The organism is Bradyrhizobium sp. USDA 3240 (genome assembly GCF_054063295.1).
In genome coordinates, this window is the sequence record NZ_JBSSGD010000002.1 from 7,352,485 (window position 1) to 7,376,561 (window position 24,077).

A 24,077-nucleotide genomic window follows, 5' to 3' on the forward strand; every position below is an offset into this window, starting at 1 on the left:
GCAAGGCAGCGGGATGCCCCGGGCTCGCGGCGAGGTCAATGGAAATCGGGCGCGCCAGGCAAAGCTGCGTCGTACCGCGTCAATGAGGGCGGCGCAGGGCGATGAGCGGCGTCGAGCTGCGGGATCGGAGCAACGGCGCGAAGGCGCTCGCGAGATATCCGCCCTGCAGCGATACCATGGCGATGATCATCAGCAGCGCAGTCTCGGACCACGAGAGGCGCGCCACGCCGATGGCGGCCAGCAGCGCGAGTTCGACAAGCATCACCGGCACCAGCACCAGACAGTGCTGGCGCAGCCCGAGCACGGCGCCGCCGATTAAATTGCCAAGCAAAACAAATAACATAACCAAACCCTGCGGTCGGATATTAGTGGGCCGGGTCCTAAGCCGGGGTTAATCCGGTCGTCGCAAATCATCGGAAGGTCGCACGAAATCAAGGCCCAAGATCAGAGCCCAAGATCAGAGCCCAAGATCAGAGCCCAAGATCAGAGCCCAAGATCAGAGCCCAAGATCAGAGCCCAAGCGATGCCGTGCGGGCCGCTTGCCTCACGGCGCCCGTGCGCGGGTGTCGCTGAATTGCCTCATCTTGCTAACATTTTTTATCAATTGTAATGCAATATATCGCGGATTCCTGTGATTGTGATAGTCGGCGTGTTACGGCTCCGCCGGAGCATTTGAGTGTCGCGTACGAATTTCATTCGAGCAATGTCATGCACCAGATCCGTAACGCTGAGCGATCCGATCGTGGCCGCCTATACCGCAACTTTACTTCGTAATTCAATCAAGCTTGCGCCCTGATACTGGGGCGTGAGCCGGCCCGGCCGGCTTCATGACACGCTTAGGATCACCTTCCGGCTCAAGCGGGGCGACGGTATTGCCGTGGCCGGTACGATGGTCGTCGTGGATGTTCTGCGCCGTCGTCGCTTTGGCGCCACTGCCGCTCGGCTCGGTCGGCGGCGCCGCGTCCGCGATCGGGTCGATCCTGCTCGGGATCGCCCTGCTCGGGGTGCTGCCGATGCGCTTGCGCGGGAGCCAGCTCGCAATCCTCGCGGTAACGGCGCTGCTGACGGCTCTCGCCATGCTGGTGCTGCATGAGCAGTCGGCGGTGCGGCCCTGGTTGGGCGTGGCGCCGAACGCGCTGTGGTCAGAGGCCGGCAAATTGCTGCCCGCCGAGCTTCCGCCCGCCGTGACGATCGCGCGCAATCAGCCGTTCTATTCCGCGGGCGTCGGGATCGTCTGCCTGCTCAGCTTTGCGATCGGGGTCGTGCTCGGTGCGAACCGCGCATTGGCGCGCGGGTTGCTGCGGGCGGTCGCAGTGGCCGGCCTGGTCTATGCGATCCTCGGCATCATCACCTTCGCGATCGATCCCACCCGGATCTACCTGCTTCACGAGAAGCAGGCCCATCTGGAGTGGCTGACGTCTCCTTTCGTCAACCGCAACACGGCGGGCATCTATTATGGCTGCTGTGCGCTGATCTGGCTGTTGTACGGCTGCGAATTGATCGAGCGGCATTGGCCGTCGCGCCGAACGAGCCTGCCACGCCTGTTGGCGCGCCTCGATATGCCGGCACGGCGCCGGCTCGCCGGCCATGCGTTCGGCTGGCTCACTTGCCTGCTGGCGATGTTTCTGACCGGATCGCGCGGCGGCGTCGGAATCTCGCTGCTTGCCGCAGTCGCGGCTGTCGCGCTCTTCCTTCGCAACCGGTTGCCGCGCGGCTACGGCCTGATCATGGCGCTCGGCGTCGGCTGTCTGGTCGCGCTGGCGCTGCTGCAACTGCTCAGCGGCGGCGTCGGCGCGCGCTTCAGCACGGTCGGCCTGTCGGATGAGGGACGGTTCTCGACCTATCGCGCGACGTTGCGGATGATCTGGGATCATCCCTGGCTCGGCAATGGGTTCGGGTCCTTCGAATGGGTCTATCCGGCCTATCGCACCGACGACATCTCGTTGCGCGGGACCTGGAACCGGGCCCACAACAGCTGGCTCGAACTGGCGTCCGGCGGCGGAATGTTAATGGCCGGCGCGGTCATGATCGCGCTGCTCGCAGCCTTCGTCGTGCTCGCGCATGGCGTGCGGACCCGCCGCCGCGACGTGATCGTGCCGCTCGCGGCGCTCTGTGCGTCGGCCGCCGGCGCCCTCCATTCGATGATCGATTTCTCGCTCCAGATCACCGGCTATGCCGTTGTTATTGCGGCCCTGCTCGGGGCGGGCCTGTCGCAATCCTTCCGCTCCGGCAGGACCGCCGGCGGTGGTCGCGGCGACAGTGACGCCCGTGTTGCGGCCGGTTCGCAAGTTAACACTGATTTCGCGCGTCAGCCCGGGGGCGCAGCCGGGCAGGGGTTTTAATTGGCGCGATAACCCTGACTATGCTAACGAACTGTTAGTATTCGTTAGGGAGATAGCATTGTTCACATTTGAGCGATCCGGCGGGTTTTCCGCGTCGCGCCTGGCGATGTTGGCGCGCCCGGCGCCCGGTGGCGCTGCGCTTGCTTCAACAGTTACTCCCTGAGCGGGCTTGCGATCGCCAATGGAAGATTCTCAGCAGCAGCGCGCTTCGGTGTCGGCGACGGAACGCTTCCCGGGATCATTGGAGGACGCGAGGGCAGGATGCATCCTGTCGGCGCGGCGATAGGACGAGATGCTTCAGCGCAACCAGATTTCGCCGCCCGTCGATCTGAGAAATCGTCCGGCTGAACTGCCGTCGCTGGCGGAAACCTTCGACGCCTTCGTCACCTATCTGCTGCGGCAATACTGGGTCATCCTCGGGACTGCCGGGCTCTGCCTGTTCGGCGGCATCTGCTACCTGGCGACGGCAGCGCCGAGCTATACCGCGCTCGCCACGATGATCATCGACACGCGCAAACTCCAGGGCGCCCAGCAGCAATCGCCGGCGAATGACCTCCCGGTCGATTCTTCCGCGGTCGAGAGCCAGGTCGAAATCCTGAAGTCGGAGAACGTGGCGCTCGCGGTGATCCGCGACCTCAAGCTCAACGAGGATCCGGAATTCATCGGCTCCAGGGCCGGCGCGGCGGGAGCGGTGCTGGATTTCGTGTCCGGCCTGTTTGCCGGCAGCGCGCCGCCCAACGAATTCTACCGGACCCGACGTGCGGTCCGCACCTTCGAGAAGCAGCTCGACGTCCGCCGCCGCGGCATGACCTATGTGATCGAGGTCTCTTTCCGCTCGCTCGATCCCGAGCGCGCAGCGCAGATCGCCAACGCCGTTGCCGACGCCTACATCGTCGAGCAGCTCGATTCCAAGTATCAGTCGACCCGCCGCGCCAGTGTCTGGCTGCAAGACCGCATCCAGGAGCTGCGCACCCAGGCATCCAACGCCGAGCGCGCCGTGCTCGACTACAAGAAGACCAACAACATCGTCACGTCCAGCGGCAAGCTGCTCAACGAGCAGCAGCTCGGCGAGCTCAACACTCAGCTGCTCCAGGTGAAGTCGCAGGTCACCGACGCCAAGGCCAAGCTCGACCGCATCGAGGCAGTGGTGAAGGGCGGCGTCCCCGATGCGACGGTTGCCGATACCCTGAACAACCAGGTCGTCACCAAGCTACGCTCGCAATATCTCGAGCTTTCCAACCGCGAGGCCGACTGGTCGTCGCGCTACGGCTACAATCACCTGGCCGCCGTCAATCTGCGCAACCAGATGCGCGAGATCCAGTCGTCGATCATCGACGAATTGAAGCGGCTCGCCGAGAGCTACAAGAGCGACTATGCGATCGCCCTGCAGCGGCAGACCGAGATCGAGCGCGCCGTGAACGATTCGGTTTCGCAGTCGCAGTCCACCAATCAGGCGCAGGTCACGCTGCGCGAGCTCGAGAGCTCGTCCCAGACCTATCGCTCGCTCTATGATAATTTCCTGCAGCGCTACATGGAAAATGTGCAGCAGCAGTCGTTTCCGGTCAGCGAGGCGCGGGTGATCACCCGTGCCTCGCGTCCCCTGAGCAAGAGCCACCCGCAGACCTTCGTCGTGCTCGCGCTCTCGGCGCTCGGCGGCCTGATTGCCGGGCTTGCGCTCGGCGTGTTGCGCGACCTCTATGACCGGGTGTTCCGCACCGCTGACATGGTCGAGACCATCCTCGACGCCGACTGCGTCGCGATCGTTCCCCGCCTCTCGCCAAGCCAGCTCAAGGCGCCGGCGGCCGGTCGTCCCAGCCCGCCGGTCGGCGCGCGCATGATCCAGCGCGGCGATGAGCCGGTGCTGTGGGCGGCGATCGATTCACCATTCTCGCGATTCTCGGAAGCGATCCGCTCGATCAAGGTCAATGCGGACCTCAACGTCACCAAGCCGTCGAAGATCCTTGGCCTGACCTCGGCGCTGCCCAACGAGGGCAAGTCGACCCTCGCCTTCGTGTTCGCGCAGCTGGTCGCCCAGAGCGGGGCGCGCGTGCTCCTGGTCGATTGCGACCTGCGCAATCCGTCCCTGAGCCGCAAGGTCGCCGCCAAAGCCGAGCGCGGCATTCTGGACGTATTGTCGAACAATGCGACATTGCAGGACACGCTGTGGCGCGATCCCGAGACCGGCCTTGCCTTCCTGCCGGGCGCCACACGGTCGCGCATCGCGCATTCGCACGAGGTGCTGGCCTCCGACCAGATGAAGGATTTCATCGACGGGGTCCGCAGCCATTATGATTACGTGATCGTCGACTTCCCGCCGCTCACGCCGGTAGTCGATGTCCGCATCACCGCGCACTTCGTCGATTCCTTCGTCTTCATCGTGGAATGGGGCAAGACCCAGGTGCAGGTGGTCGAGCGCGCGCTGCGCAGCGCGCGTGCGGTCAACGAGAACCTGCTCGGCGTCGTGCTCAACAAGGCCGATATCGCCGCGATGAGCCGCTATAGCGGCTATGGCGGCAAGAACTATTATTACAACTCGCATTATGGGCGATATGGCTACACCGAGTGAGACGCATGGTGGGATGCCCCGGCGTGCCGCCGTCTGGCTTGCGCGCGGTTTTTTGGCCGCGGTCGCATGCTCGTCGGTCGCCTGGGGGGCGACCACCTTGCCGGTGTTTATCGACCAGACCCGGCTCGATGGCGCAAGGGACCTGATCCTGCGCAACGTGCCGGTCAGCGACGCGGAACTCGGCGAGCTCGGCCCACTGCTGTCGCGCGCGGCGGCGCGACCGGATTGCATGCCGGCGATCGATCGTGACGCGGCGGTGATCCGGCTGCGGCTCGCTGAGAACGCATTCGCATCCGGCAACCTCGTGGACACGCGGTTGGGCGAGCTCGACGCGGCTGTCCGCAAGTCGCTCGGCTGCGCGCCGGCCGATCCTTATCTCTGGGTCGTGCTGTTCTGGCTCCGCAACATCAGGCAGGGTTTCAGTGATGCAAATTTCGACCTGCTGCGGATGTCCTACCGCCTCGGGCCCAATGAAGGCTGGATCGTCGTCAAGCGCAGCGCCTTGGCGCTCGCGATACTCGATGCCTTGCCGCCCGACCTTTCGGACGCGGTCGTGGCCGAGTTCGCACGCCTCGTGAAGACCGAATTGTACACCGAGGCGATCGATCTCCTGAAGGGGCCCGGCTGGGTGCACCGGGACAGGCTACTGGCCGGCCTCGCAGCTGTCCCGCAACGCAACGTCGACATCCTGACCCGCACCATGGCCGACATCGGATACGATCTCGACCACCGTTCGCCGACCGAGCGACGCAATCCGGAGCATAAGTCGAACGACCGCCTCGACGAGCCTGCCCGAATGCCGCCCGCGGCGATGGCTCGACCATGACGATGGAATTCAGCATCGGACAGCACAACGCGCATTATGAGGGCGTCTATTCGGCGCAGGAGCGCGACTGGCGCCGCGTCTGCGCGGTCGACAAGGCCGATCATATCGCCGGCTTGCTCGGTGGGTCCGCCGCCGCTGTCGGCAATGTGCTCGAGGTCGGCTGCGGCACCGGCGCCGTGCTGGCGCGGCTGTCCGCGATCGGCATCGGCCGCGACTTCACCGGCATCGACGTCATCGATCCCGCAACCAACCTGGAGACCGACGGCGCCGCGTCAGCCCCGTTCCGCTGGTCGAGCTATGACGGTGCAACGATCCCGTTCGCTGACGGATCGTTCGACCTCGTCTATGCCAGCCACGTGCTCGAGCACGTGCCCGAACCGCGCGCGTTCCTGCGCGAGCTTGCGCGGGTGGCGCGGAATTTCATCTATCTCGAAGTGCCGTGCGAGCTGCATGCGCGAACCAATCGTCGGGCGCTGCAATCGACGCTCGACATCGGCCATATCAATTTCTACACACCGGACACGTTCCGCCTGGTGCTGGAGACCGCGGGGCTCCATGTTGCCGGCTTCGGTATCTATGATCACAGCCTGCCGGTGCACGCCTTTCATTCATCGCGCCTGAAGGGCCTTGCCAAGAGCCTTGTGCGGAAGTCGCTGTTGTCGGTCAGCCCCGAACTCGCGACCCGGCTTGCGACCTATCATTGCGGGGCGCTTTGCCGGCGCGCCGAGGCGGCGCCGCCGCCGCGGGACCGATAAGCCATGGCGCCGCGCGTGGTCGTCTTCAACAACATGATCACACCCTACACCAACCGGCTCTACAACGAGCTGGTTAACCGTGGGCTGGATCTCGCCGTGCTGTCCTGTACCGCGCAGGAGGCCGATCGCTCCTGGGCGGGATCGTTTACGCCGCGCTATACGACGCGCACGGTGCCCGGTGTCTCGATCCCGCTGCCGCGGTCGCGCCACACCCATCTCAATATCGGGATCGGGCGCGCTTTGAACGCGCTCGCGCCCGACCTGCTGTTCGTCAACGGCCTCTATCCTTCGATGCTGGCCGGCGCGGCATGGGCGCGCGCCAACGGCAGGGTGCTTGCGCTGACGATCGACGGCTGGCGCGAGACGATGCCCAACACGGCCTATCATCGCCTGGCACGGCCATGGCTGCTGCGCCAATGCGGCGCGGTCGTGTGCTGCAGCGACAAGGGCAGGGCGTATTTCCGCGGCGAGGGTTTTGGCGACAACGATCTGTTCGTGGTGCCGCTGGTGCCGGCATGGGATCCGCCGGATACCGTCCCTGACTTCCACGACCGTCCCTTTCACCTGCTGTGGTGCGCCCGCATCAACGACGATGCCAAGAACGCGATCTTCTTCGAGAACGTCGCCATCGCGCTCGGCCGGGTCTTGCCCGGCTTGCGGGTTCGCGTGGTCGGGTCCGGCGCCGCCGAGCAGCGCATGCTGGCGCGGCTCGGTGGCGCCGGCATCGATGTCAGCCACGACAGCTATGTGCCGTGGCAGGCGATATCGGAGGTCTATCTGCAATCGCGGCTGCTGCTGCTGCCCTCGTTGCTGGAACCATGGGGTCTGGTGTGCAATGAGGCCTTGCAGTGCGGGGTTCCCTGCCTGGTGTCGCCCCATGTCGGGGCAGGCGGCGAGTTGGTGCGCGACGACCATAACGGCCATGTTTGCGCGCTCAATCAGCAGGCCTGGGTTGACGCGGCGCGGGGCTTGCTCGAGCATCCCGCGCGCTGGGAGGCGATGTCGCAGCAGGCCCGTCAGAGCGTACGAAAGGATGCGCTTGCCGACGCCGCGGCGCGCTTCACAGCCGCGGTCGATCATCTCTTGAGGGCGCCGGCCCGGCAGGAGGCCGTGCAATGATCGGCAAATGGTGGTTTCGAACTGAAGTCTTTCTGCACGCCTATCTGGTGATGGTGCTCGGCTGTATCTACTTCCTGTTCAATTTCATCGAGGGCATCTCGTTCGCGGAACGGGCCGGGGAGTCCACGCTGTTCCGCGGCGCGTGGCTCCTGCTTTATATCGTGCTGATGCTGCACATTGCGGTCGATCGGAGCCGCTTCGGCGTGCTGATGCTGCAATCACATCTCTACTTGACGTTCATTGCCTTCGCGCTGCTGTCGCTGGTGCTGAGCGCCGACCCCGCGGGCGTGTCGGTCAAGTTCGCGATGTATCTCCTGACCACGCTGTTCTCGGCCTGGGTCGTGATCAGCTGCCCGGTCGATCGGCTCGTCGACACCCTGTTCCGGATCGGGATCGTGGTGCTGATCGTTCACATTCTGTTGTTTCCGGTGATCGGCTCGGAATGGGCCTACGACCCGCTGCATCGGCCGACCGTGCTCGGGACCCAGGCCTATGCCGGCGTGTTTGGTCACAAGAATCTCGCGGGCGCCTTCTTCGGTCTCATGGTGCTGATCTGCTTCGTGCGCATGCTGGCGGGGCCGCGGCGGCAGTTCGGCTGGTCGCTGCTGCTGATGGGATGTCATCTTTTTGCGCTCGCCGCGGCCGGCGCCGCTGGACCGCTGATCAGCATGCTGACGGCCCTCGCCGTGACCTTCGGGCTGCTGCTGGTGGTGCTCGGGCACAGGGGAGCTGCCGCGATCTACTGGCTCGGCCTCGCCTTTGTTGCGCTGGTCATGTTCACCGTGCCGAGCGACGAGTTGTATGGCTTGGTCGGCCGCAGCGGAAACCTGACCGGCCGCTCCTTCCTCTGGGCGGTCTGGCCCCACTTCTTCTGGCAACACCCCTGGCTGGGCTACGGCTTCTCCGGGTTCTTCAACGAACTGCCGAACTCGCCCGTGAACGAGCTGACGAGCATGGCGCCATGGAACACCGAGTTCGGCTCGTTCGAAAATTCCTATCTCGATGCCTTCCTCCAGTTCGGCTTGCTCGGCGGCGCGTTCTATATGCTGCTGCTGGCGCGAGCGTTGTGGAACACGATTGTCTTCACGTTCGAGCGGCGCGGAATGTACTGGCTTGCGCCGTTCGCGATGCTGCTGTTCGTCGTGATCGCGTCAGCCAACGATTCCAGTCAGCTGCTGCATAATTATTTCGGCTGCGTGCTGGTGTTCTGGTGCTATTTCGGCCCGGAAGCCAGGCTGCAAATGGCGCCACGGCGGGCGTTTGCCAGACTGCGTGTGAGTGAGGCGTGAGCGCATTGACCGACAGGTTGGATCGCGTGGCGGCCCATACCAGGGTCACTGGTGCCGTGAGCGGAGCGCTCCGCCGGCTGCGGCGCGCCAAGGGCAATGTCGCGCTCGGCCTGATCGATCAGGCGGCGCTTAGCGGCTCGGCTTTCGTGCTGACGGTGGTGCTGGCAAATGTCCTCGATATCAGTTCGTTCGGCCGGTTCAGCGTCGCCTGGTCGTTCTCGATCCTGATCGAGGCGGTGTTTCTGCGTGGCCTGTTCGACGATGGGCTGCCGGCGACTGCGCATCGCATCCCGAAATCGCTGTGGCCGCAACTGCGGTTCGGCCTCTATCTGTCGTCGCTGCTGTTCTCGGCTGTGCTTGGCCTGCTGCTGGTGATTGCCGGCCTCGTGATCGCAGCAGTCGGCGGCACCGCGGGTGGGCTCGTGATCGCAACCGGCCTCGCGATCCCTGCGGTGCGGCTGCAAAGCATGTTCCGCCGCATCTGCTATCTCGATGGGCGGCTGCCGCGCGCGGTGGCGTCGTCGCTGACCTATTGCGTGGCGCTCGTCGTCTCGGCCGGGCTGATGATCGCGCTCAAACTGACCGGCGCTGCGGTGGCGATGGCCTGCATCGCGATCTCGGCGGCGCTCGCCGGCAGCCTGCTGCTGGCTCACACCAGCGAGCTGGCCTGGCCGCGGACGAGGATCTTCCGCGGCTCGCTGCGGCGGCTGTTTCGGAACGGCCGCTGGTTCGTCGCGACCTCGCTCACCTACTGGATCGGCAGCATCGGGCTGATCCCGGTTTGCGGTTTCCTGATCGGGCTGGACGCGAGCGCGTCGCTGCGGATCCTGCTCCTGGTGTTCGCACCGCTCAGCCAGTTTTGCGCGACGATGTTCTCGGTCCGCCTGCCGGAAATTGCATCCGAGCTGCGCGCCGGCCGGCGCAGCGCGGTCGCTGCTGCTGCGCGCGAGAATGCCGTGCTGCTCGGCTCGATCGCGCTCGCCTATGGCGCGGTGGCCGTGCTGCTCGGCCAGCGCATGCTCGCCCTCGTCATCCACGGCCAGAGTTACGACATCGGCACCGGCAGCCTCGCCTTGATGGGGACCGCGATGGCGCTCGACGCGGTGTGGCTCGGCCTCGCGCTGCCGCTGTTTGCGACCGGCAGGCCGCAGCGGTTCATGCTGAGCCGGCTCGCCGGCCTCGTCGCGCTGTGCTGCGTTCTGCCGCTGGCGGCGGAGGCCTGGCAGGTGACGGGCGCGGTTGCGGCGATGGTGGCCTCCAGCGCGGCGTCGGTGATCGTGGTGGTGCTGACCAATTCGGTGCGGGAACAGACATGACTGACGACGCATCCGGCCGGTCGCTCTCGAAACTGCATATCGGCGCCTTCAATTGCGGCATCGCGGGCTGGATCAACACTGACATCACGATGCATCTGTGGATCGCGCGCCTGCCGCTCGCGGCGAAAGCGTTGCATCTCGCCGGCCTGCTGAGCGACGCCCGCTATGCCGAGCATCGCCAGGGGAGGTTTGCCGGGCTCCGCTACATGGACCTGACCAAGCCGCTGCCGTTCGCCGATGGCAGCCTCTCGGCGGTGTTCAGCGCGCATGTCTTCGAGCATCTGTTTCCCGACGAGGTCGAGCGGCTGGCGCGTGAGATCGCGCGGGTGCTGGCGCCGGGCGGGGTGTGCCGCATCGTCGTCCCCGACATGGAAAGGATCGTCGCGCTCTACGATCCGGCAGCGCCGCAGGCCTTCCTCAAGGGGGTGTTCGAGATCGAGCGCCGCAGGGAGGCCGCCTTTGCGCATCACTGGGGCTTCACGCGCGCCTCCCTTGCGGCGCTGTTCCGCGAGGCGGGCTGTTCCGAGACCCACACCCGGGCCTATCGAGAGGGGGGCTGCCCCGACATCGACCGGCTCGACAACCGGCCGGACGAGTCGATCTTCTTCGAGGCGATCAAGTGAGCGCGATCGGCAAATCGATCCACCGCTGCGTGAAGGATTACGCGTGCCGTGCTAGACCGACGCGACCGATAGCAGGAGATTGACATTGCTGGGCGCGATCCAAGCCCGATTTTCCGGTGCAGCGCGCAAGCGGCGCGGCGAGTTCCTCGTCCGCACCGTGAACCTGCCGCTCGACGCAAAGATCCTCGATCTCGGCGGTGGCACCGGCCGGCACATTCGCGCGATCCTGCCGCGCCATACCGACATCACGGTTTGCGATATCTCGGCCGACGATTTGCAGGCCGCGCGCGAGCGCTTCGGGTTCAAGACGGTGCTGCTGCAGGAGACCGAGCGCTTGCCGTTCGTGGATCAGGCGTTCGATTTCTGCTTCTGCTCGTCGGTGATCGAGCATGTCACCGGGCCGAAGCAGGATGTCGTGACGATCGAGAGTGACACGGCATTCCGCGATATCGCGCGCAAGCACCAGAACCGCTTTGCGGGTGAGATCTCGCGGGTCGCGAAGTCGTTCTACGTGCAGACGCCGCACCGGTACTTTCCGATCGAGAGCCATACCTGGTTGCCCGGAATCATCGTCCTGTTGCCGAGGCGACAGCAAATCGCACTGATCGAGAGGTTCAACCGCTTCTGGTTCAAACGGACCGCGCCCGACTGGCACCTGTTCGACTGGCGCGAGATGACCGAAACGTTTCCGGATGCGAAGATCTACCGCGAGCGATATCTCGGCATGACCAAGTCGCTGATGGCGATCAAGGCGTGAAGCAGGGAACTCCCCGCCGCGTCAATTGTCGCGGCGGGCGAGGATATTGATCAGCGTGCCGACCGCGGGCCGGCGATCGAGCGCCGGCGGGAGCGGGGAGCCGGCAAAGCTGGCGCCGAGCATCGTGAGAGCATGTTGCCGCAGCAGGTTCTGCATCACGGCCGGCGTGGTGTCGAATTTGGAGAAAGCGAGGTAGCGGAACAGCGGCCGCGCCGACACGCGCGACGAAGCCGCATGCGCGAGCTTGTAGCCCTGGCGCAGCAGCGATCCGCGGTTGGGGACCGAGAGCAGCAGCAGTCCGCCGGGCCTGAGCACGCGATGGATCTGGGCGAGGCACTGCGCCACGTCGGGGACATATTCCAGCACGCTCGCGCAGAGCACGCCGTCGAAGGATCGATCCGCAAACGGCAGGCTTGCGATGGTCGGAATCTGCCGGAATGTGAGCCGTTCGGCCGGCGTGCCGTCGGCGGGTCGGCCGCGTGCCGCCGCAATCATCTCCGACGAGGCATCGACGCCGGTGACGTCGCAGCCGCGTGCGGCGAGCAGGCGGGAGAGCGTTCCGGTGCCGCACCCTGCATCCAGCCAGCGCTGGCCCACAAGGTCTGTGTTCCCGAGCAGATCGAACATCGCGGCCGTGCGCGCCTTGAAGGTGCGGCTCCGATGCAGCGTCTCCCACTCCGACGAGATCTCGTCGTGAAAGCGGATTTCGGGTCGGTCGCGGGTCTGGGCCATGGTGGCCATGGTGTTCCCTACCAGTGAAAGCCGCTCACTCTGGCGCGCACCTCGTCGGGCAATCCGATATCAGACAGTTCGAGCACCACCTGGTCGGGCCGAGTTGCCTTCAGCGCCGCAACGAAGCGTGGATCGGCCGTCGTCAGCACGATGATGTCGGCCCATTCGATTGTCGCCGTCACGTCGTCATGCAGCAGGCCGACCAGCGCCGGGTTGCGCATCATGAAGTCGCGGTTGGCGCCGATCAGTTGCGACAGGCGAACGTTGGGGTCGTAGATCCGAATGTCGCGCCGTTCGCCGCGCAGGCTTTTCACCAGTTCGACGAAGGGGCTGTCGCGGACATCGTCGGTGCCGGCCTTGAAGCTGATGCCGAGGAATGCGATGCGGCGGCCGTCATGCGACAGGATCCAGTCGGCGCCGCGCGACATGATCATGTCGTTGCTCGGCAGGATGCTTTCGAGCACCGGCGTCGACAGTCCGCGGCTGTGCGCGAGGTGCTTCAGCGCCTTGACGTCCTTGGGCAGGCAGGAGCCACCGAAGGCAAATCCCGGCCGCAGATAGGCCGGCGAAATGTTGAGCCTTGTGTCCTGCAGGAAGATGTTCATGACGTCGCGGCCATCGATGCCGAGCGTCTTCGCGATGGTGCCGATCTCGTTGGCAAAGCTGACCTTCAGCGCATGCCAGCTGTTGTCGACATATTTGACGAGCTCGGCGGTCTCGACCGGCGGGGTGATCTTGGCGCCCGGTAGATCCTTGTAGAGCGCCATGACGCGATCGGCGGTTTCCTGATTGAAGGCACCGACCACGGTCTTGGACGGCGCGTTGAAGTCGGCAATCGCGCTGCCTTCGCGCAGGAACTCCGGATTGAAGGCGAGGTCGAAATCGCGTCCGATCTTGTTGCCGGAGGCTTCCTCGATCAGCGGTCCGACGGTGCCGCGGGTGGTGCCGGGCAGCACGGTGGAGCGGATCGTCACGGTATGCGGCGCGTTCTTCGCGCGCAGCCCGCGGCCGATCTCGATGGCTACCTCTCGGATCGCGGCCAGGTCGAGATTGCCGTTGCCGGACGACGGCGTGCCGACGCAGACCATCGAGATGTCACTGTTGACGATCGCCTCGGTGGCGTCGGTGGTGGCGATCAATTGACCCGTTGCAACCGCGTGCGCCACCTTGTCCGAGATGCCCGGCTCGATGACCGGCGATCGGCCCCCGCGGATCAGGTCGACTTTCGCAATGCTCTTGTCGACGCCGATGATCTGATGGCCGAGCTCGGTGAAGCAGGCCGCGCAGACCGTTCCGACATAGCCGAGGCCGAAAATGCTGACATTCATGCTTCGACCTTCCATCCAAGGACGTGCGTGTGGCGGCGTCGCGTTTCGCGTGAGTGAGGCGGCAGGGCGTTCAACGCGATGCCCGCCCGGCGGCTGCATTGGCGCTGACACCAGACGCCTGCGAGGTTGACCGCTCCGCGGTGGCGATCGTGCGCGGCGTGCGGCTCTGCCAGGGGAGCTTCCTCGCGAACAACGCCTCATAGGCGGCGAGCAGCTTCGGCTCCTCGTGCGTCCAGGACAATTCGCGCTCGACTCGGCTGCGGCCAAATGCCCCCATCGTCTGCCGTAACGTCGGATTATCGACCAGCGTGATGATCTTGCCGGCGAAATCCTGCGGGTCGTTCTTCGCCGCATAGAGTGAGGCGTCGAGCGCCGAGCGGCGGCCTTCGCGAACCTCGAACTGGACGATCGGCCGTCCGAGCGCCATGTATTCCATGATCTTGTTCATGGTGGAGATGTCGTTCATCGGCGTGACGCGATCCGGATTGACGCAGACGTCGGCGGTCGAGAGCATCGTGAACAGCGCGTCGTCGGCGACGGCGCCGGTGAAGTTCACGTAGTCGGAGAGCTGCATCTCTTCGCAGAGCTTGACCACCGCGTTCCACTCCGGCCCGGTGCCGGCGATGTTGAACTGGATGTCGGTGCGGCCGAGATCGTGCACGATGTGGCCGATCGACTGCAGCAGAAGATCGATGCCTTCCGACTGGCCGATCACGCCGACATAGCCGACGCTGTAGCGCCGGCCGCGGCGCCAGGCCGGATCGGCGGGGCGAGAGCGCACCCGTTCGAGATTGGGGCCGGAGCGCACCACGAAAATACGGTTGGCCGGCATCCGGCCGCGGGTGATCGCGATCTCGCGATAGGATTCGTTGGTCGCGATCGAGATGCTTGCGGTCTTGAAGGTGAGATATTCGACCAGCCGCAGCAGATGCCAGAAAAAATCCCGGCGGCCGAATTTTGCTTCGTAGAGCTCGGGATTGACGTCGTGATGATCGAACACGAAGCGCTTGCCGCCGAGCTTGAACAGCAGGCCGATCAGGAAGATCAGGTCGGGCGGATTGCAGCCATGGATCACGTCGAAGCCGTGCTTCCACGCCACCTTGAGCGCAAGCCACGTCTCCCAGAACAGCGCGACCGGATATTCGATGAGGTAGGCGGCGATCCCGCGCGCTTCCAGCGGCATCGGATGACGGTAAATGTGAATGCCGTCGAGGCACTCGTAGGATTCGTCATGGCCGCGGCCCTTCGGGCAGATCACCGAGACTTCATAGCCTGCCTGGCGCAGCGACGTTGCTTCGCACCACACCCTGCGATCGAAAGGAACCGGAAGGTTCTCGACGATGATCAGGATCCGCCGCGGTGATGGTTCAGCTCTCGACATCTGCGATGATCTATACCATTGACCTAACAACATCACAATCAGACTAACATCGGCATTAACATGAGCGACTTCCATTATGCAATCCCGGCACGGATGTGACGGCGACGAGACACCGACATGGCAGGCAAAGTGAGGGATTGGGCACAAGCGGCGTTGATTGCACTGGTTTTGAGTGCGCTGGCGCCGCTGGCTCACAGATGGCCGCTGCAGTGGGCCGGTGCGGCGGCAAACGATGCGCTCGATGTGAGCCGTGTGAACGTGGTGATCCCGCCGTCGCTTTTCGGCATGACGATCAATGCGATCGGGCAGTCGCAGCCATGGCCCGAGCTCAAATTTGACGGCGTCCGGCTATGGGGCGCGATCTACTGGGCGCAGATCAATCCGGCGCCCGGCATCTACAATTGGGCGCGCTTCGACGCCATCCTCGCGGCGGCGGAGCGCGAGCACGTCGATATTGTCCTCAATCTCGCCTTCACGCCGCGTTGGGCCGCGTCGGTGAAGGATGCGCCGCCGGCGTTCACGCCGGGCGCAAGCTCGCCGCCTGCCGATCTCGCATCATGGGATGAATGGGTGCGTGCGGTCGTCGCGCGTGCCGCCGGCCGCATCAAATACTGGGAAATCTGGAACGAGCCCGAGGATCCCAAATATTACTCGGGCGATATCGCGACCATGGTCCAGATGCAGAAGCGGGCCTACGAGATTATCAAGGCCAGCGACCCCACTCTGACCGTGCTGACGCCGTCGTCCAACGGCACGCCGGACGGCTATCGCTGGCAGCAGGCCTTCATGGCGCAAGGCGGCGGCCAATATGCCGATGTGTTCGCCTTCCACGGCTATACGAGTGAACCCGAAGCGGTGATCGGAATCATCGCCCGCTTCAAGCAGATCCTCGCCGCGCACGATCTCTCCACAAGGCCGATCTGGGACACCGAGGCCGGCTGGTCGTCCCACGAAGACAACCCGGATGGCTGTCTGGCGCGCGCCTATATCCTGAAATGGATCAGCGGTGTCGACCGGTTCTACTGGTACGAGTTCGCCGGCGGGGGCAGCGACTTCGGCAAATTATGGGACCGGGCGCGTGGGCTGCTTCCGAGCGGAATTGCCTATCGCACGGTCCAGTCATGGCTGGTCGGCGCCAGCGTCGTCGCCGCGGCCAGGCCGTCGCCGTCGACCTGGCGCGTCGATCTGCGCATGCCGGATGGCCGCAGCGGTCTGATCCTCTGGACCACCAACGGGCGGTCCATCTATCGGGTCGATCCGCGCTTTGGCCGGTACCAGGGTCTCGACGGCGGCGAAGGAGTTGTTGCCAACGGTGAGGTCGAGATATCGCCCAAACCGGTCCTGTTGCTGGAGTGATAACAGTGTTAAATTCCGAGGTGATGGGATAACGATCACGATGTTCTTATCTTCATTGCGGGCGGCGGGCGCGATACAACGGGCACTGTTAACTCGAGGCGTTGACCGACTGTGAAGCAGATCGCGCAGAACTATAAGAGCGGCGAACTCAAGCTGATCGATGTGCCAGCGCCGCGCTGCCGCGCCGGCGGGGTTTTGGTGCGCACGGCATTTTCGGCGGTGTCGACCGGCACCGAGATGATGAAGTTCACCGAGGGGCGCCTCTCGCTGCTCGGCAAGGCCCGTGCGCGCCCCGACCAGGTTGCCAAGGTGGTGCGCTCGGTCCGCCAGCAGGGATTGCTTGCGACTTATCAGAAGGTGATCAACCGGCTCGATTCCTACACGCCGCTCGGTTACTCGCTGTCGGGCACCGTCGTGGAAGTCGGCGAGGGCGTCGCTGGTTTCTCGGTCGGACAGCGGGTCTGCTGCGGCGGCAATCAATATGCAACCCACGCTGAATACAATTGGGTGCCGGTGAACCTCTGCGTGCCGCTGCCGGACAGTGCCGCGCTCGATCAGGCCGCGTTCACGACGATCGCCTCGATCGCGCTGCAGGCGATGCGCCAGTCGGAAACCGGGTTCGGTGAGACCGCCTGCGTGATCGGCCTCGGCCTGATCGGGCAGATCATGGTGCGCCTGTTGCGCAGCGCCGGTGTCGTGGTCGTCGGGCTCGACAGGCTGGAGCCGCGCTGTCGTCAGGCCGAGGCGGCGGGCGCCGCGCTCTGTGCGGTCGCATCGGATGATACCGCGGCCGAGTTTCGCGCCCGGATCGATCAGCTGACCGCAGGCAACGGTGTCGATTGCGTGTTCATCACGGCGGGCAGCGACGATCCCGATCTCGCATCGCGCTCGGCCGCATTGCTGCGCGACCGCGGCCGCATCGTCGATATCGGCAAATGCACGCTGAACCTGCCGTGGAACGAATTCTACGACAAGGAGCTCGACGTTCGCTTCTCGCGCTCCTACGGCCCCGGCCGCTACGATCCGCTCTACGAGGAGGGCGGCATCGACTATCCGATCGGCCATGTACGCTGGACCGAGAAGCGTAACATGGAGGCGATCGTCGCGCTGCTCGCCGACGGGCGGCTCGATTTTGCTGCGCTGATTTCTGACGTGGTGCCGCTGGAGCAGGCGACGTCGGCATTCGAGCGCATGAGCCGGGGCGAGGTTGGTCTCGGCATGGTGTTCGGCTATCCGGACGCCGCTTCGCGCGCCATGCAGATGATTTATCGTCCGGCGGTTGCGCTGCGCAGCGGCCGGGTGCGGCTCGGCGTCATCGGCGCGGGCAATTATGCCTCCAGCATGTTGTTGCCGCAGCTTGCGAATAATCAGCGTGTCGATCTTGTCGAGGTCGCCACCAACACCGGCCTGAGCGGCGCCACCGCGGTGCGCAAGTTCGGCTTCGCGCGTGCCTCGACGGATGCGTCTTCGGTGCTCGCGGCCGACGACATCGATGCCGTGCTGATCGCGACGCGCCATGCCTCCCACGCCGACCTCGCGGCGCAAGCGCTGCGTGCCGGCAAGGCGGTGTTTGTCGAAAAGCCGCTGGCGATCGACGCCAACGCACTCGATCAATTGGAGCAGGTGATCCGCGAGACCGGCAACAACCGGCTGATGGTCGGCTTCAACCGCCGCTTCTCGCCGCTGCTGCAGGGCATGCGCGCGGCGTTCGCGCCGGCGGGGCCACAGACCCTGCAATATCGCGTCATCGCCGGCCCGCTGGAGAAATCATCCTGGTATCTGCAGGCCGAGAGCGAAGGTAGCCGGTTCGTCGGCGAGGGTGGGCATTTCATCGACGTGTTGTCCTGGTGGCTCGGCGCCGAGCCGGTGCGCGTCTCCGCGAGCACTGCCGGCAAGGATGTCGACAATCTCGTCGCCACGTTCGATTTTGCCGACGGTTCGGTTGCGAGCCTCAGCTATCTCACCGGCGGCGATCCGCGTGTGCCGAAGGAGGCGCTCGAAATATCGGCAAGCACCGGCTTTGCCGCCTTTGACAATTTCTCGGGCTTCGAGGTCTGGCACGCCGGACAGCGGACGGCGAAGAAGGCGCGGCTCGACAAGGGGCAGCGGCCGATGCTGGATGCCTTCATCGCATCGGTCGCATCGGGGGCGGCGATGCCGATCGGGCTCGAATCGCTGCTTGCGACCACCCGCGCAACCCTCGCGGTGCAAGAGAGCGCGGCCGCCGGGATTCCGGTCGATCTGACGATCGGCGCAGCAGAGCAGGGCGTCGCGCGCGCCGCGACTGCGTTGAGATGAATCCGGCCTGGTATCTGCGCAGGCTGCAGCGCATGGAGCCGTCCGAGCTTGCGGGACGGGTGAACGATCAGCTGTTGCGCCTGCTCTGGCGCATCACGCCGCCCGATATCGCACGACACGCCGGCGCCAGGCTGGCCCCGGGCCCGCGGCAGCCGCGGCTGAAGCCGCTGCCTTTGCCCGCGCACGCTCCCCAGCTGGCCGCTGAGCGACTCATCCAGAGCGCCGACCGGATTCTGGCCGGACATTGGCAGGTTTTCGCCAGAGATCATGATGCTTTGGGCGAACGGCCGGACTGGTTCGTCGATATCAGAAGCGGCAAGCGGGCGCCTGCGGACATGTACGCGTTCGCGGTTCCCTATCGCGACGAAGCCGCGATCGGGAACATCAAATATATCTGGGAGCCGTCGCGTCACCACCATCTCACGGTGCTCGCGTCGGCGTATTACCTGACCTCGGACGAACGCTACTCCGAGCGCGTCGCCGCGCATCTCACAAGCTGGTGGCGCGAAAATCCGTTTCCGCGCGGCCCGCACTGGATCAGCGGCATCGAGCTCGGCGTGCGGCTGATCTCGTGGGCCTGGGTGCGTCAGCTGCTGCAGAACTGGGCCGGCGCGCCAGCATTGTTCGAGGACAACGAGCAGTTCCTGACGCAGCTTTACGCGCATCAATACTGGTTGTCGCAGTTCCCGAGCCGTGGCTCCTCCGCCAACAACCACGTCATCGCGGAGGCTGCCGGGCAGTTCGTGGCGGCCTGCGTGTTTCCGTTCTTCCGCGACAGCGCACCGTGGCGCCAGAATGCCGCCAGGACGCTGGCAGACGAAGCTGTTGCGCAAACCTTCGCCTGCGGCAGCAATCGTGAACTCGCGACCGATTATCACGGCTTTGTCCTCGAATTGCTGCTGGCCGCGGCAGTGCAAGGAGAAGCGTCCGGGCACCAGCTGGGCGAAATGGTCTGGACCACGATGTGCCGCATGGGCGATGTCATCGCGGCGATGCTCGACGATCGCGCCCATCCTCCCCGTCAAGGCGATGGCGACGAAGGCGTTGGCCTGCTGCTCGACGATCCAGCCGGCAATCGCTGGCTCGGTCTGCTCGCCACCGGCGCGCGTCTGTTCGGCGAGCTGCCATGGTGGCCCAGGCTGCCGGAGCCCGATCTGCGCACGTTTGTTCTGACCGACGGCATCGGGGCGCGTGCGATCGCCGCGCGGCCCGCGCGCCGTCCGCATTTGCTTGACGAGGCGGGACAGACCTTTCTCGTCGATTCCCACCGAGCGGTGTGGTGCCGCTGCGATCACGGCCCGCATGGCTTCGGCCGCATCGCGGGACATGCGCATGCGGATGCGCTGGCGCTCGAATGCAGGATCGGCGGCGTCGATATCCTCGCCGACCCCGGCACCTATTGCTATCACGGCGATCCGCGATGGCGGGCCTATTTCCGTTCCACGCTGGCGCACAACACGCTCTGCCTGTTCGGGCGCGACCAGTCGGTGTCGGGCGGCCCGTTTCTCTGGACGCGGCATGCGCAGAGCCGGCTGATCGCATCGAGCGGGCTGGACGATCGTGATGCGGACGCAAGCTGGGTCGCGGAGCATTCGGGATATCAGGACACAGCAGATCGTCTCGTGCATCGCCGTTCGGTGCAATTGCAGCGCCAGGCGGCGCGGCTCGTCGTCACCGATATTGTACTTGCCGGTGAAGGGCTTGCGGTGCCGGCGAGCCTCGGCTGGCATCTCGGTCCCGACGTCGAATGCAAGCTCGAAGGGGGGACGGCGCGGCTCGCATGGCCGGGCGGACGCGGCGAGCTCGATCTGCCGGCGCCGCTCGACTGGAAAGCGTATCGCGGTGACGAGACCGTGCCGGCCGGCTGGTATTCGCCGTCGTTCGATCTCAAGGTGCCGGCGACGACGCTGATCGGCTCCGGAACGCTGGCCGCCGGCCAAAGCCTGGTGACGGAGCTGCGCTGGTTTCCCGAGCCGGCACGCCGATCGTGAAGATCCTGGTTGCTCACAACAGGTATCAGGGCCGCGGCGGCGAAGACGTCGTGTTCGAAGCGGAAGTCGACCTGTTGCGCGACGCTGGACACAGTGTCGAGACACTCACGGTCAGCAACGAAGCGATCAATTCGTTCGCCGCGCGGATCGCGACGACGCTGTCGATCGCCGACAATGCGGAGGGCAAGCGGGCCATGGCGGAGGCGATCGACCGCTTTCGCCCCGACGTCGTCCACGTCCACAATTTTTTTCCGCTGCTCTCGCCCGCCGTGTTCGATGTCTGCCGGCAACAGCGCGTACCTGCGGTGGTGACGCTGCACAATTATCGCAGCATCTGCACCGGCGGCATGCTGCTGCGCGACGGCCGCATCTGCCACAATTGCCTGGACCGTGGCCATCTCTGGGGCGTCGTGCATCGCTGCTACCGCGGATCGTTGCCGGGCTCGCTGGCCTCGGCCTACATGATCGCGCGGCACCAGCGCCGTGGTACCTGGACGCGTCCCGGCCTGCGCCTGATCGCGCTGACGCAGTTTGCCCGAACGCTGTTCACGCAGGCCGGCTTCGATGCCGGCCGGATCGATGTGAAGCCGAACTTCATGGCAGATCCGGGGGCGCCCGATCCGGCCATGCGACGCACAGGGCTGCTCTATGTCGGGCGGCTGAGCCGCGAGAAGGGCGTTGGCGTGCTGCTCGACGCTGTTGCGGGGACCGGCATGCCCTTGCGGATCGTCGGTGAAGGACCGGAGCGCGCTGTGCTTGAGGCTCGGGCGCCCGCCAATGTCAGGTTCCTCGGCGCGCTCGCGCGCACAGACGTGCTTCGGGAAATGGCGAGTGCCCGGGCGTTGGTCGTGCCGTCGCTCTGGTACGAGGGATTTCCGATGGTCGTGGTTGAGGCTTTCGCGCAGGGGACGCCGGTGATCGCATCCGAGATCGGTGGACTTGCCGAGGTGGTGAGCGCCGGCAAGACCGGCGCATTGGTGCCGCCGGGCGATCCGGCCGGGCTAAGACAGCGGATTGTCGAGCTTCTGGACGCGCCCGATCGCGCAACGGCATGGGGGCAGGCTGCACGGGCCGCCTATCTCGAGCGCTACGCCCCGGATGAGAATCTGCGGCTGCTCGAGGCCATCTATGCGCGCGCCGCCGCCGGATGATCGCCGCCGACGGTTATCTCGCCCGTGATCGGGCGCCGTTGCGGCACTCTTGCCCCTAACGGATTGCGGCGAATCTGATGTTAATTTGTTATATCGAGCACTCGATCTGGCGCCTCTCCGGCTTTGGCGGAGCGGCCAAATTGCTCCGATTCTGCGATCGATTCCCTGGTTTTCGCCTGCCTGGCGCTCGTGGCCTGCAACCAGAACCCGGCATAACGCCGCTCCACTTGCCGGCCGGTTGTGAAGTTTGACGCTTTTTTGCAAAAGCTCTCGCGCGGCGCAGAAATATTTTTTCAGATCGGAAAATCGCGCCGAAGCGCGCGCAATGGCTGCGAAATTCCGCGCTCCGGCGCCATCGGGGGACCCGATGAAACCCCGTATAATCACTATCCTTTTTTGCGCCGCGGCTAACATTTGTGAGTGGTCCGCGTCGAATGTTAGTGCGCATCCGAAATGGCGCTAAGTCTCACATAAGTCTCAGGGAACCAGAGGTTAATGGCGCATTGCTGATTGACACTCCGGTATTGCGGACTTAACAATGGACTTAACAAGTTCGTAACGTGTGTCCACATTTGAGCTGCGTCGCAACAAACCAGTTGTGGATCAACAGCTTACGTGCGGGCGAGCGGCTTGAATCCTCGTATCCCAAGCAGGGGCTACAACGATGGCGACTTACAATCTCGACCAGACTGACCTCAAACATGCGATCAACTCCACGATCGATCACGCGACCCAGCAACAGATTCTTGACTATCTGATCAACGCAGGCATCGGGTACACCAGCCCGGATGACGGCAGCACGATCCCGGTGCAGGTGGGCGCCGGCATCAGCAACCCCGACCCGAACGCCAACGTTCTCATCGAAACCAACCCGGATAACACTGTTAACACTGACGCCAGCCTGAAGGCGATCATCGAGGCGACCAACCAGGACGTCACGCTGACGGTGAACGGCAGCACCCCGGTGCTGGTCGCGTCCGGCAACGGCAACGATCAAATCTTCATCAACAACACTGGTGACACCACGGTTCTCGCCGGCAACGGCAACGACACCATCTTCGGTGGCGCGGGTCACGACTCGCTCTCCGGCGGCAACGGCGACGACGTCCTGATCGACAACGTTTCCGGTCACAGCACGCTCGATGGCGGCAAGGGCGATGATCTGCTGTCCGGCATCGGTGCCGACACCCTGATCGGTGGCTCCGGCAACGATACGCTTTACGGCGGCAGCTCGTCGACCCTGTTGGGTGGCAGCGGCAACGACGTGCTGGTGTCCGGCAGCACTGTCGGTAATTCCAGCATCCTGCTTGGCGGCACGGGCAACGACGCGCTGTACGGCGGTGCCGGCAACGACCGCCTGTTCGGCGGCGACGGCAACGATACGCTGACCGGCGGTTCGGGCAACCAGATTCTCGACGGCGGCAAGGGCAACGACGTCCTGATCGGCGGTTCGGGTAACAACGAGCTGTTCGGCGGTGCCGGCAACGATGCGCTCTATTCGAACTCGGATGCGTCGCACGGCTCGATCCTCGACGGCGGTGCCGGCAACGACTCGCTGTATGGCGGTGCGGGTGCCGACACCCTGTACGGCGGTGCCGGCAACGACCTGCTGGTCGGTGGTACCGGCACCGTTGCCGAGTACGGCGGCGCCGGCAAGGACGTGCTCTACTCGGGCAGCGATGCGTCGCACGCGACGAAGCTGTTTGGCGGTGACGGCAACGACTCGCTCTACGGCGGTGCCGGCAACGACACGCTGTATGGCGGCTCCGGCAGCGACACGCTGGTCGCCGGTTCGGGCACGCAGACGCTGTTCGGCGGCGGCGGCAACGACTCGTTCGTTGGCTCCGCCACTGGTACGGCCTCGATGGTCGGCGGCTCTGGTCAGGACTACTTCTATTTGTCCAACCTCCACAGCAGCGACACCATCGACGGTGGTGCCGGCAGCAAGGACTCGCTGACCTTCCTGGATCACGCCTCGACCGATGTGACCGGCATCACCGCGGGCAAGGACGGTTCTCTGGACGTCAACTTCAGCAACGGCCAGGTGACCCAGATCAGCAACATCGAATACCTGATCTTCAACGATGGTCACTCGACCAAGCTGTAAGATCCCAAGTCTGCACTAGACTAGGTCTGCACTAAACGAAGGCGCCGCCTCAACGCTGGTTGAGGCGGCGCTTATTTTGGGCGGCAGGTGGCGCCCTGATATGTCGTCTGGTAATCTGAGGTAGTGCGACGGACTGCTCC

General features: G+C 64.8%; 18 protein-coding genes. 14 read left to right on the plus strand and 4 right to left on the minus strand.

Translation table 11 applies throughout. The annotated features are described in order from the left end of the window. Positions 1 to 79: 79 nt before the first annotated feature. Positions 80 to 343, minus strand: a complete 264-nt coding sequence (locus tag ACVIGA_RS35285; RefSeq protein WP_456669629.1) for a hypothetical protein — start codon at positions 341 to 343, stop codon at positions 80 to 82. 559 nt (positions 344 to 902) lie between these two features. Here ACVIGA_RS35285 and ACVIGA_RS35290 point away from each other — a divergent pair. The 9 genes from ACVIGA_RS35290 to ACVIGA_RS35330 all read left to right on the plus strand — a co-directional run bounded on the left by ACVIGA_RS35290 (position 903) and on the right by ACVIGA_RS35330 (position 11,593). After that, a complete protein-coding gene (locus ACVIGA_RS35290; protein ID WP_456669630.1) occupies positions 903 to 2,342 on the plus strand; it encodes an O-antigen ligase family protein in 1,440 nt (479 codons plus the stop codon). 292 nt (positions 2,343 to 2,634) lie between these two features. Further along, positions 2,635 to 4,908 carry a polysaccharide biosynthesis tyrosine autokinase gene (locus tag ACVIGA_RS35295; RefSeq protein ID WP_456669631.1) on the plus strand — a complete coding sequence of 758 codons (2,274 nt, stop codon included), beginning with the start codon at positions 2,635 to 2,637 and terminating at the stop codon, positions 4,906 to 4,908. Between the two features lie 13 nt (positions 4,909 to 4,921). After that, the gene (locus tag ACVIGA_RS35300) at positions 4,922 to 5,734 is read left to right on the plus strand and encodes a hypothetical protein (protein ID WP_456669632.1); all 813 of its coding nucleotides are present in this window, start codon (positions 4,922 to 4,924) and stop codon (positions 5,732 to 5,734) included. Beyond that, positions 5,731 to 6,489, plus strand: coding sequence for a class I SAM-dependent methyltransferase (locus ACVIGA_RS35305; protein ID WP_456669633.1), 759 nt, complete (start codon positions 5,731 to 5,733; stop codon positions 6,487 to 6,489). Before ACVIGA_RS35300 ends, ACVIGA_RS35305 begins: the two co-directional genes overlap by 4 nt. Positions 6,490 to 6,492: 3 nt before the next feature. Continuing rightward, positions 6,493 to 7,608 (plus strand): glycosyltransferase family 4 protein, encoded by a 1,116-nt coding sequence (locus ACVIGA_RS35310; protein ID WP_456669634.1) that lies wholly within the window; start codon positions 6,493 to 6,495, stop codon positions 7,606 to 7,608. Then, positions 7,605 to 8,897, plus strand: a complete 1,293-nt coding sequence (locus ACVIGA_RS35315; protein ID WP_456669635.1) for an O-antigen ligase family protein — start codon at positions 7,605 to 7,607, stop codon at positions 8,895 to 8,897. Before ACVIGA_RS35310 ends, ACVIGA_RS35315 begins: the two co-directional genes overlap by 4 nt. Beyond that, a complete protein-coding gene (locus ACVIGA_RS35320) occupies positions 8,894 to 10,213 on the plus strand; it encodes a polysaccharide transporter (RefSeq protein ID WP_456669636.1) in 1,320 nt (439 codons plus the stop codon). The genes ACVIGA_RS35315 and ACVIGA_RS35320 overlap by 4 nt, the downstream gene beginning before the upstream one ends. Further along, positions 10,210 to 10,836 (plus strand): class I SAM-dependent methyltransferase, encoded by a 627-nt coding sequence (locus ACVIGA_RS35325; protein WP_456669637.1) that lies wholly within the window; start codon positions 10,210 to 10,212, stop codon positions 10,834 to 10,836. The genes ACVIGA_RS35320 and ACVIGA_RS35325 overlap by 4 nt, the downstream gene beginning before the upstream one ends. An 85-nt stretch (positions 10,837 to 10,921) precedes the next feature. Beyond that, positions 10,922 to 11,593, plus strand: a complete 672-nt coding sequence (locus ACVIGA_RS35330; protein ID WP_456669638.1) for a class I SAM-dependent methyltransferase — start codon at positions 10,922 to 10,924, stop codon at positions 11,591 to 11,593. A 21-nt stretch (positions 11,594 to 11,614) separates the two neighbouring features. On the opposite strand, the gene ACVIGA_RS35335 is transcribed toward ACVIGA_RS35330, so the two are convergent. The 3 genes from ACVIGA_RS35335 to ACVIGA_RS35345 all read right to left on the minus strand — a co-directional run bounded on the left by ACVIGA_RS35335 (position 11,615) and on the right by ACVIGA_RS35345 (position 15,034). Continuing rightward, positions 11,615 to 12,334, minus strand: coding sequence for a class I SAM-dependent methyltransferase (locus ACVIGA_RS35335; RefSeq protein ID WP_456669639.1), 720 nt, complete (start codon positions 12,332 to 12,334; stop codon positions 11,615 to 11,617). 8 nt (positions 12,335 to 12,342) lie between these two features. Beyond that, complete coding sequence (locus ACVIGA_RS35340; RefSeq protein WP_456669640.1) at positions 12,343 to 13,653, minus strand: nucleotide sugar dehydrogenase; 1,311 nt, start codon at positions 13,651 to 13,653, stop codon at positions 12,343 to 12,345. Between the two features lie 70 nt (positions 13,654 to 13,723). Then, positions 13,724 to 15,034, minus strand: coding sequence for a glycosyltransferase family 4 protein (locus ACVIGA_RS35345; protein ID WP_456669641.1), 1,311 nt, complete (start codon positions 15,032 to 15,034; stop codon positions 13,724 to 13,726). 117 nt (positions 15,035 to 15,151) lie between these two features. Here ACVIGA_RS35345 and ACVIGA_RS35350 point away from each other — a divergent pair, with 117 nt between their 5' ends. The 5 genes from ACVIGA_RS35350 (at position 15,152) to ACVIGA_RS35370 (ending at position 23,937) form a co-directional block, all read left to right on the plus strand. Next, positions 15,152 to 16,390: a glycosyl hydrolase gene (locus ACVIGA_RS35350; protein ID WP_456669642.1), complete on the plus strand. Its 1,239-nt coding sequence runs from the start codon at positions 15,152 to 15,154 to the stop codon at positions 16,388 to 16,390. 111 nt (positions 16,391 to 16,501) lie between these two features. Next, positions 16,502 to 18,688 (plus strand): bi-domain-containing oxidoreductase, encoded by a 2,187-nt coding sequence (locus ACVIGA_RS35355; RefSeq protein ID WP_456669643.1) that lies wholly within the window; start codon positions 16,502 to 16,504, stop codon positions 18,686 to 18,688. Beyond that, on the plus strand, positions 18,685 to 20,679 hold the full coding sequence (locus tag ACVIGA_RS35360; protein ID WP_456669644.1) for an alginate lyase family protein: 1,995 nt from the start codon (positions 18,685 to 18,687) through the stop codon (positions 20,677 to 20,679). Before ACVIGA_RS35355 ends, ACVIGA_RS35360 begins: the two co-directional genes overlap by 4 nt. Then, positions 20,676 to 21,830 (plus strand): glycosyltransferase family 4 protein, encoded by a 1,155-nt coding sequence (locus ACVIGA_RS35365; RefSeq protein ID WP_456669645.1) that lies wholly within the window; start codon positions 20,676 to 20,678, stop codon positions 21,828 to 21,830. Before ACVIGA_RS35360 ends, ACVIGA_RS35365 begins: the two co-directional genes overlap by 4 nt. 664 nt (positions 21,831 to 22,494) lie before the next feature. Beyond that, positions 22,495 to 23,937 carry a calcium-binding protein gene (locus tag ACVIGA_RS35370; RefSeq protein ID WP_375779986.1) on the plus strand — a complete coding sequence of 481 codons (1,443 nt, stop codon included), beginning with the start codon at positions 22,495 to 22,497 and terminating at the stop codon, positions 23,935 to 23,937. Positions 23,938 to 24,077: the final 140 nt, after the last annotated feature.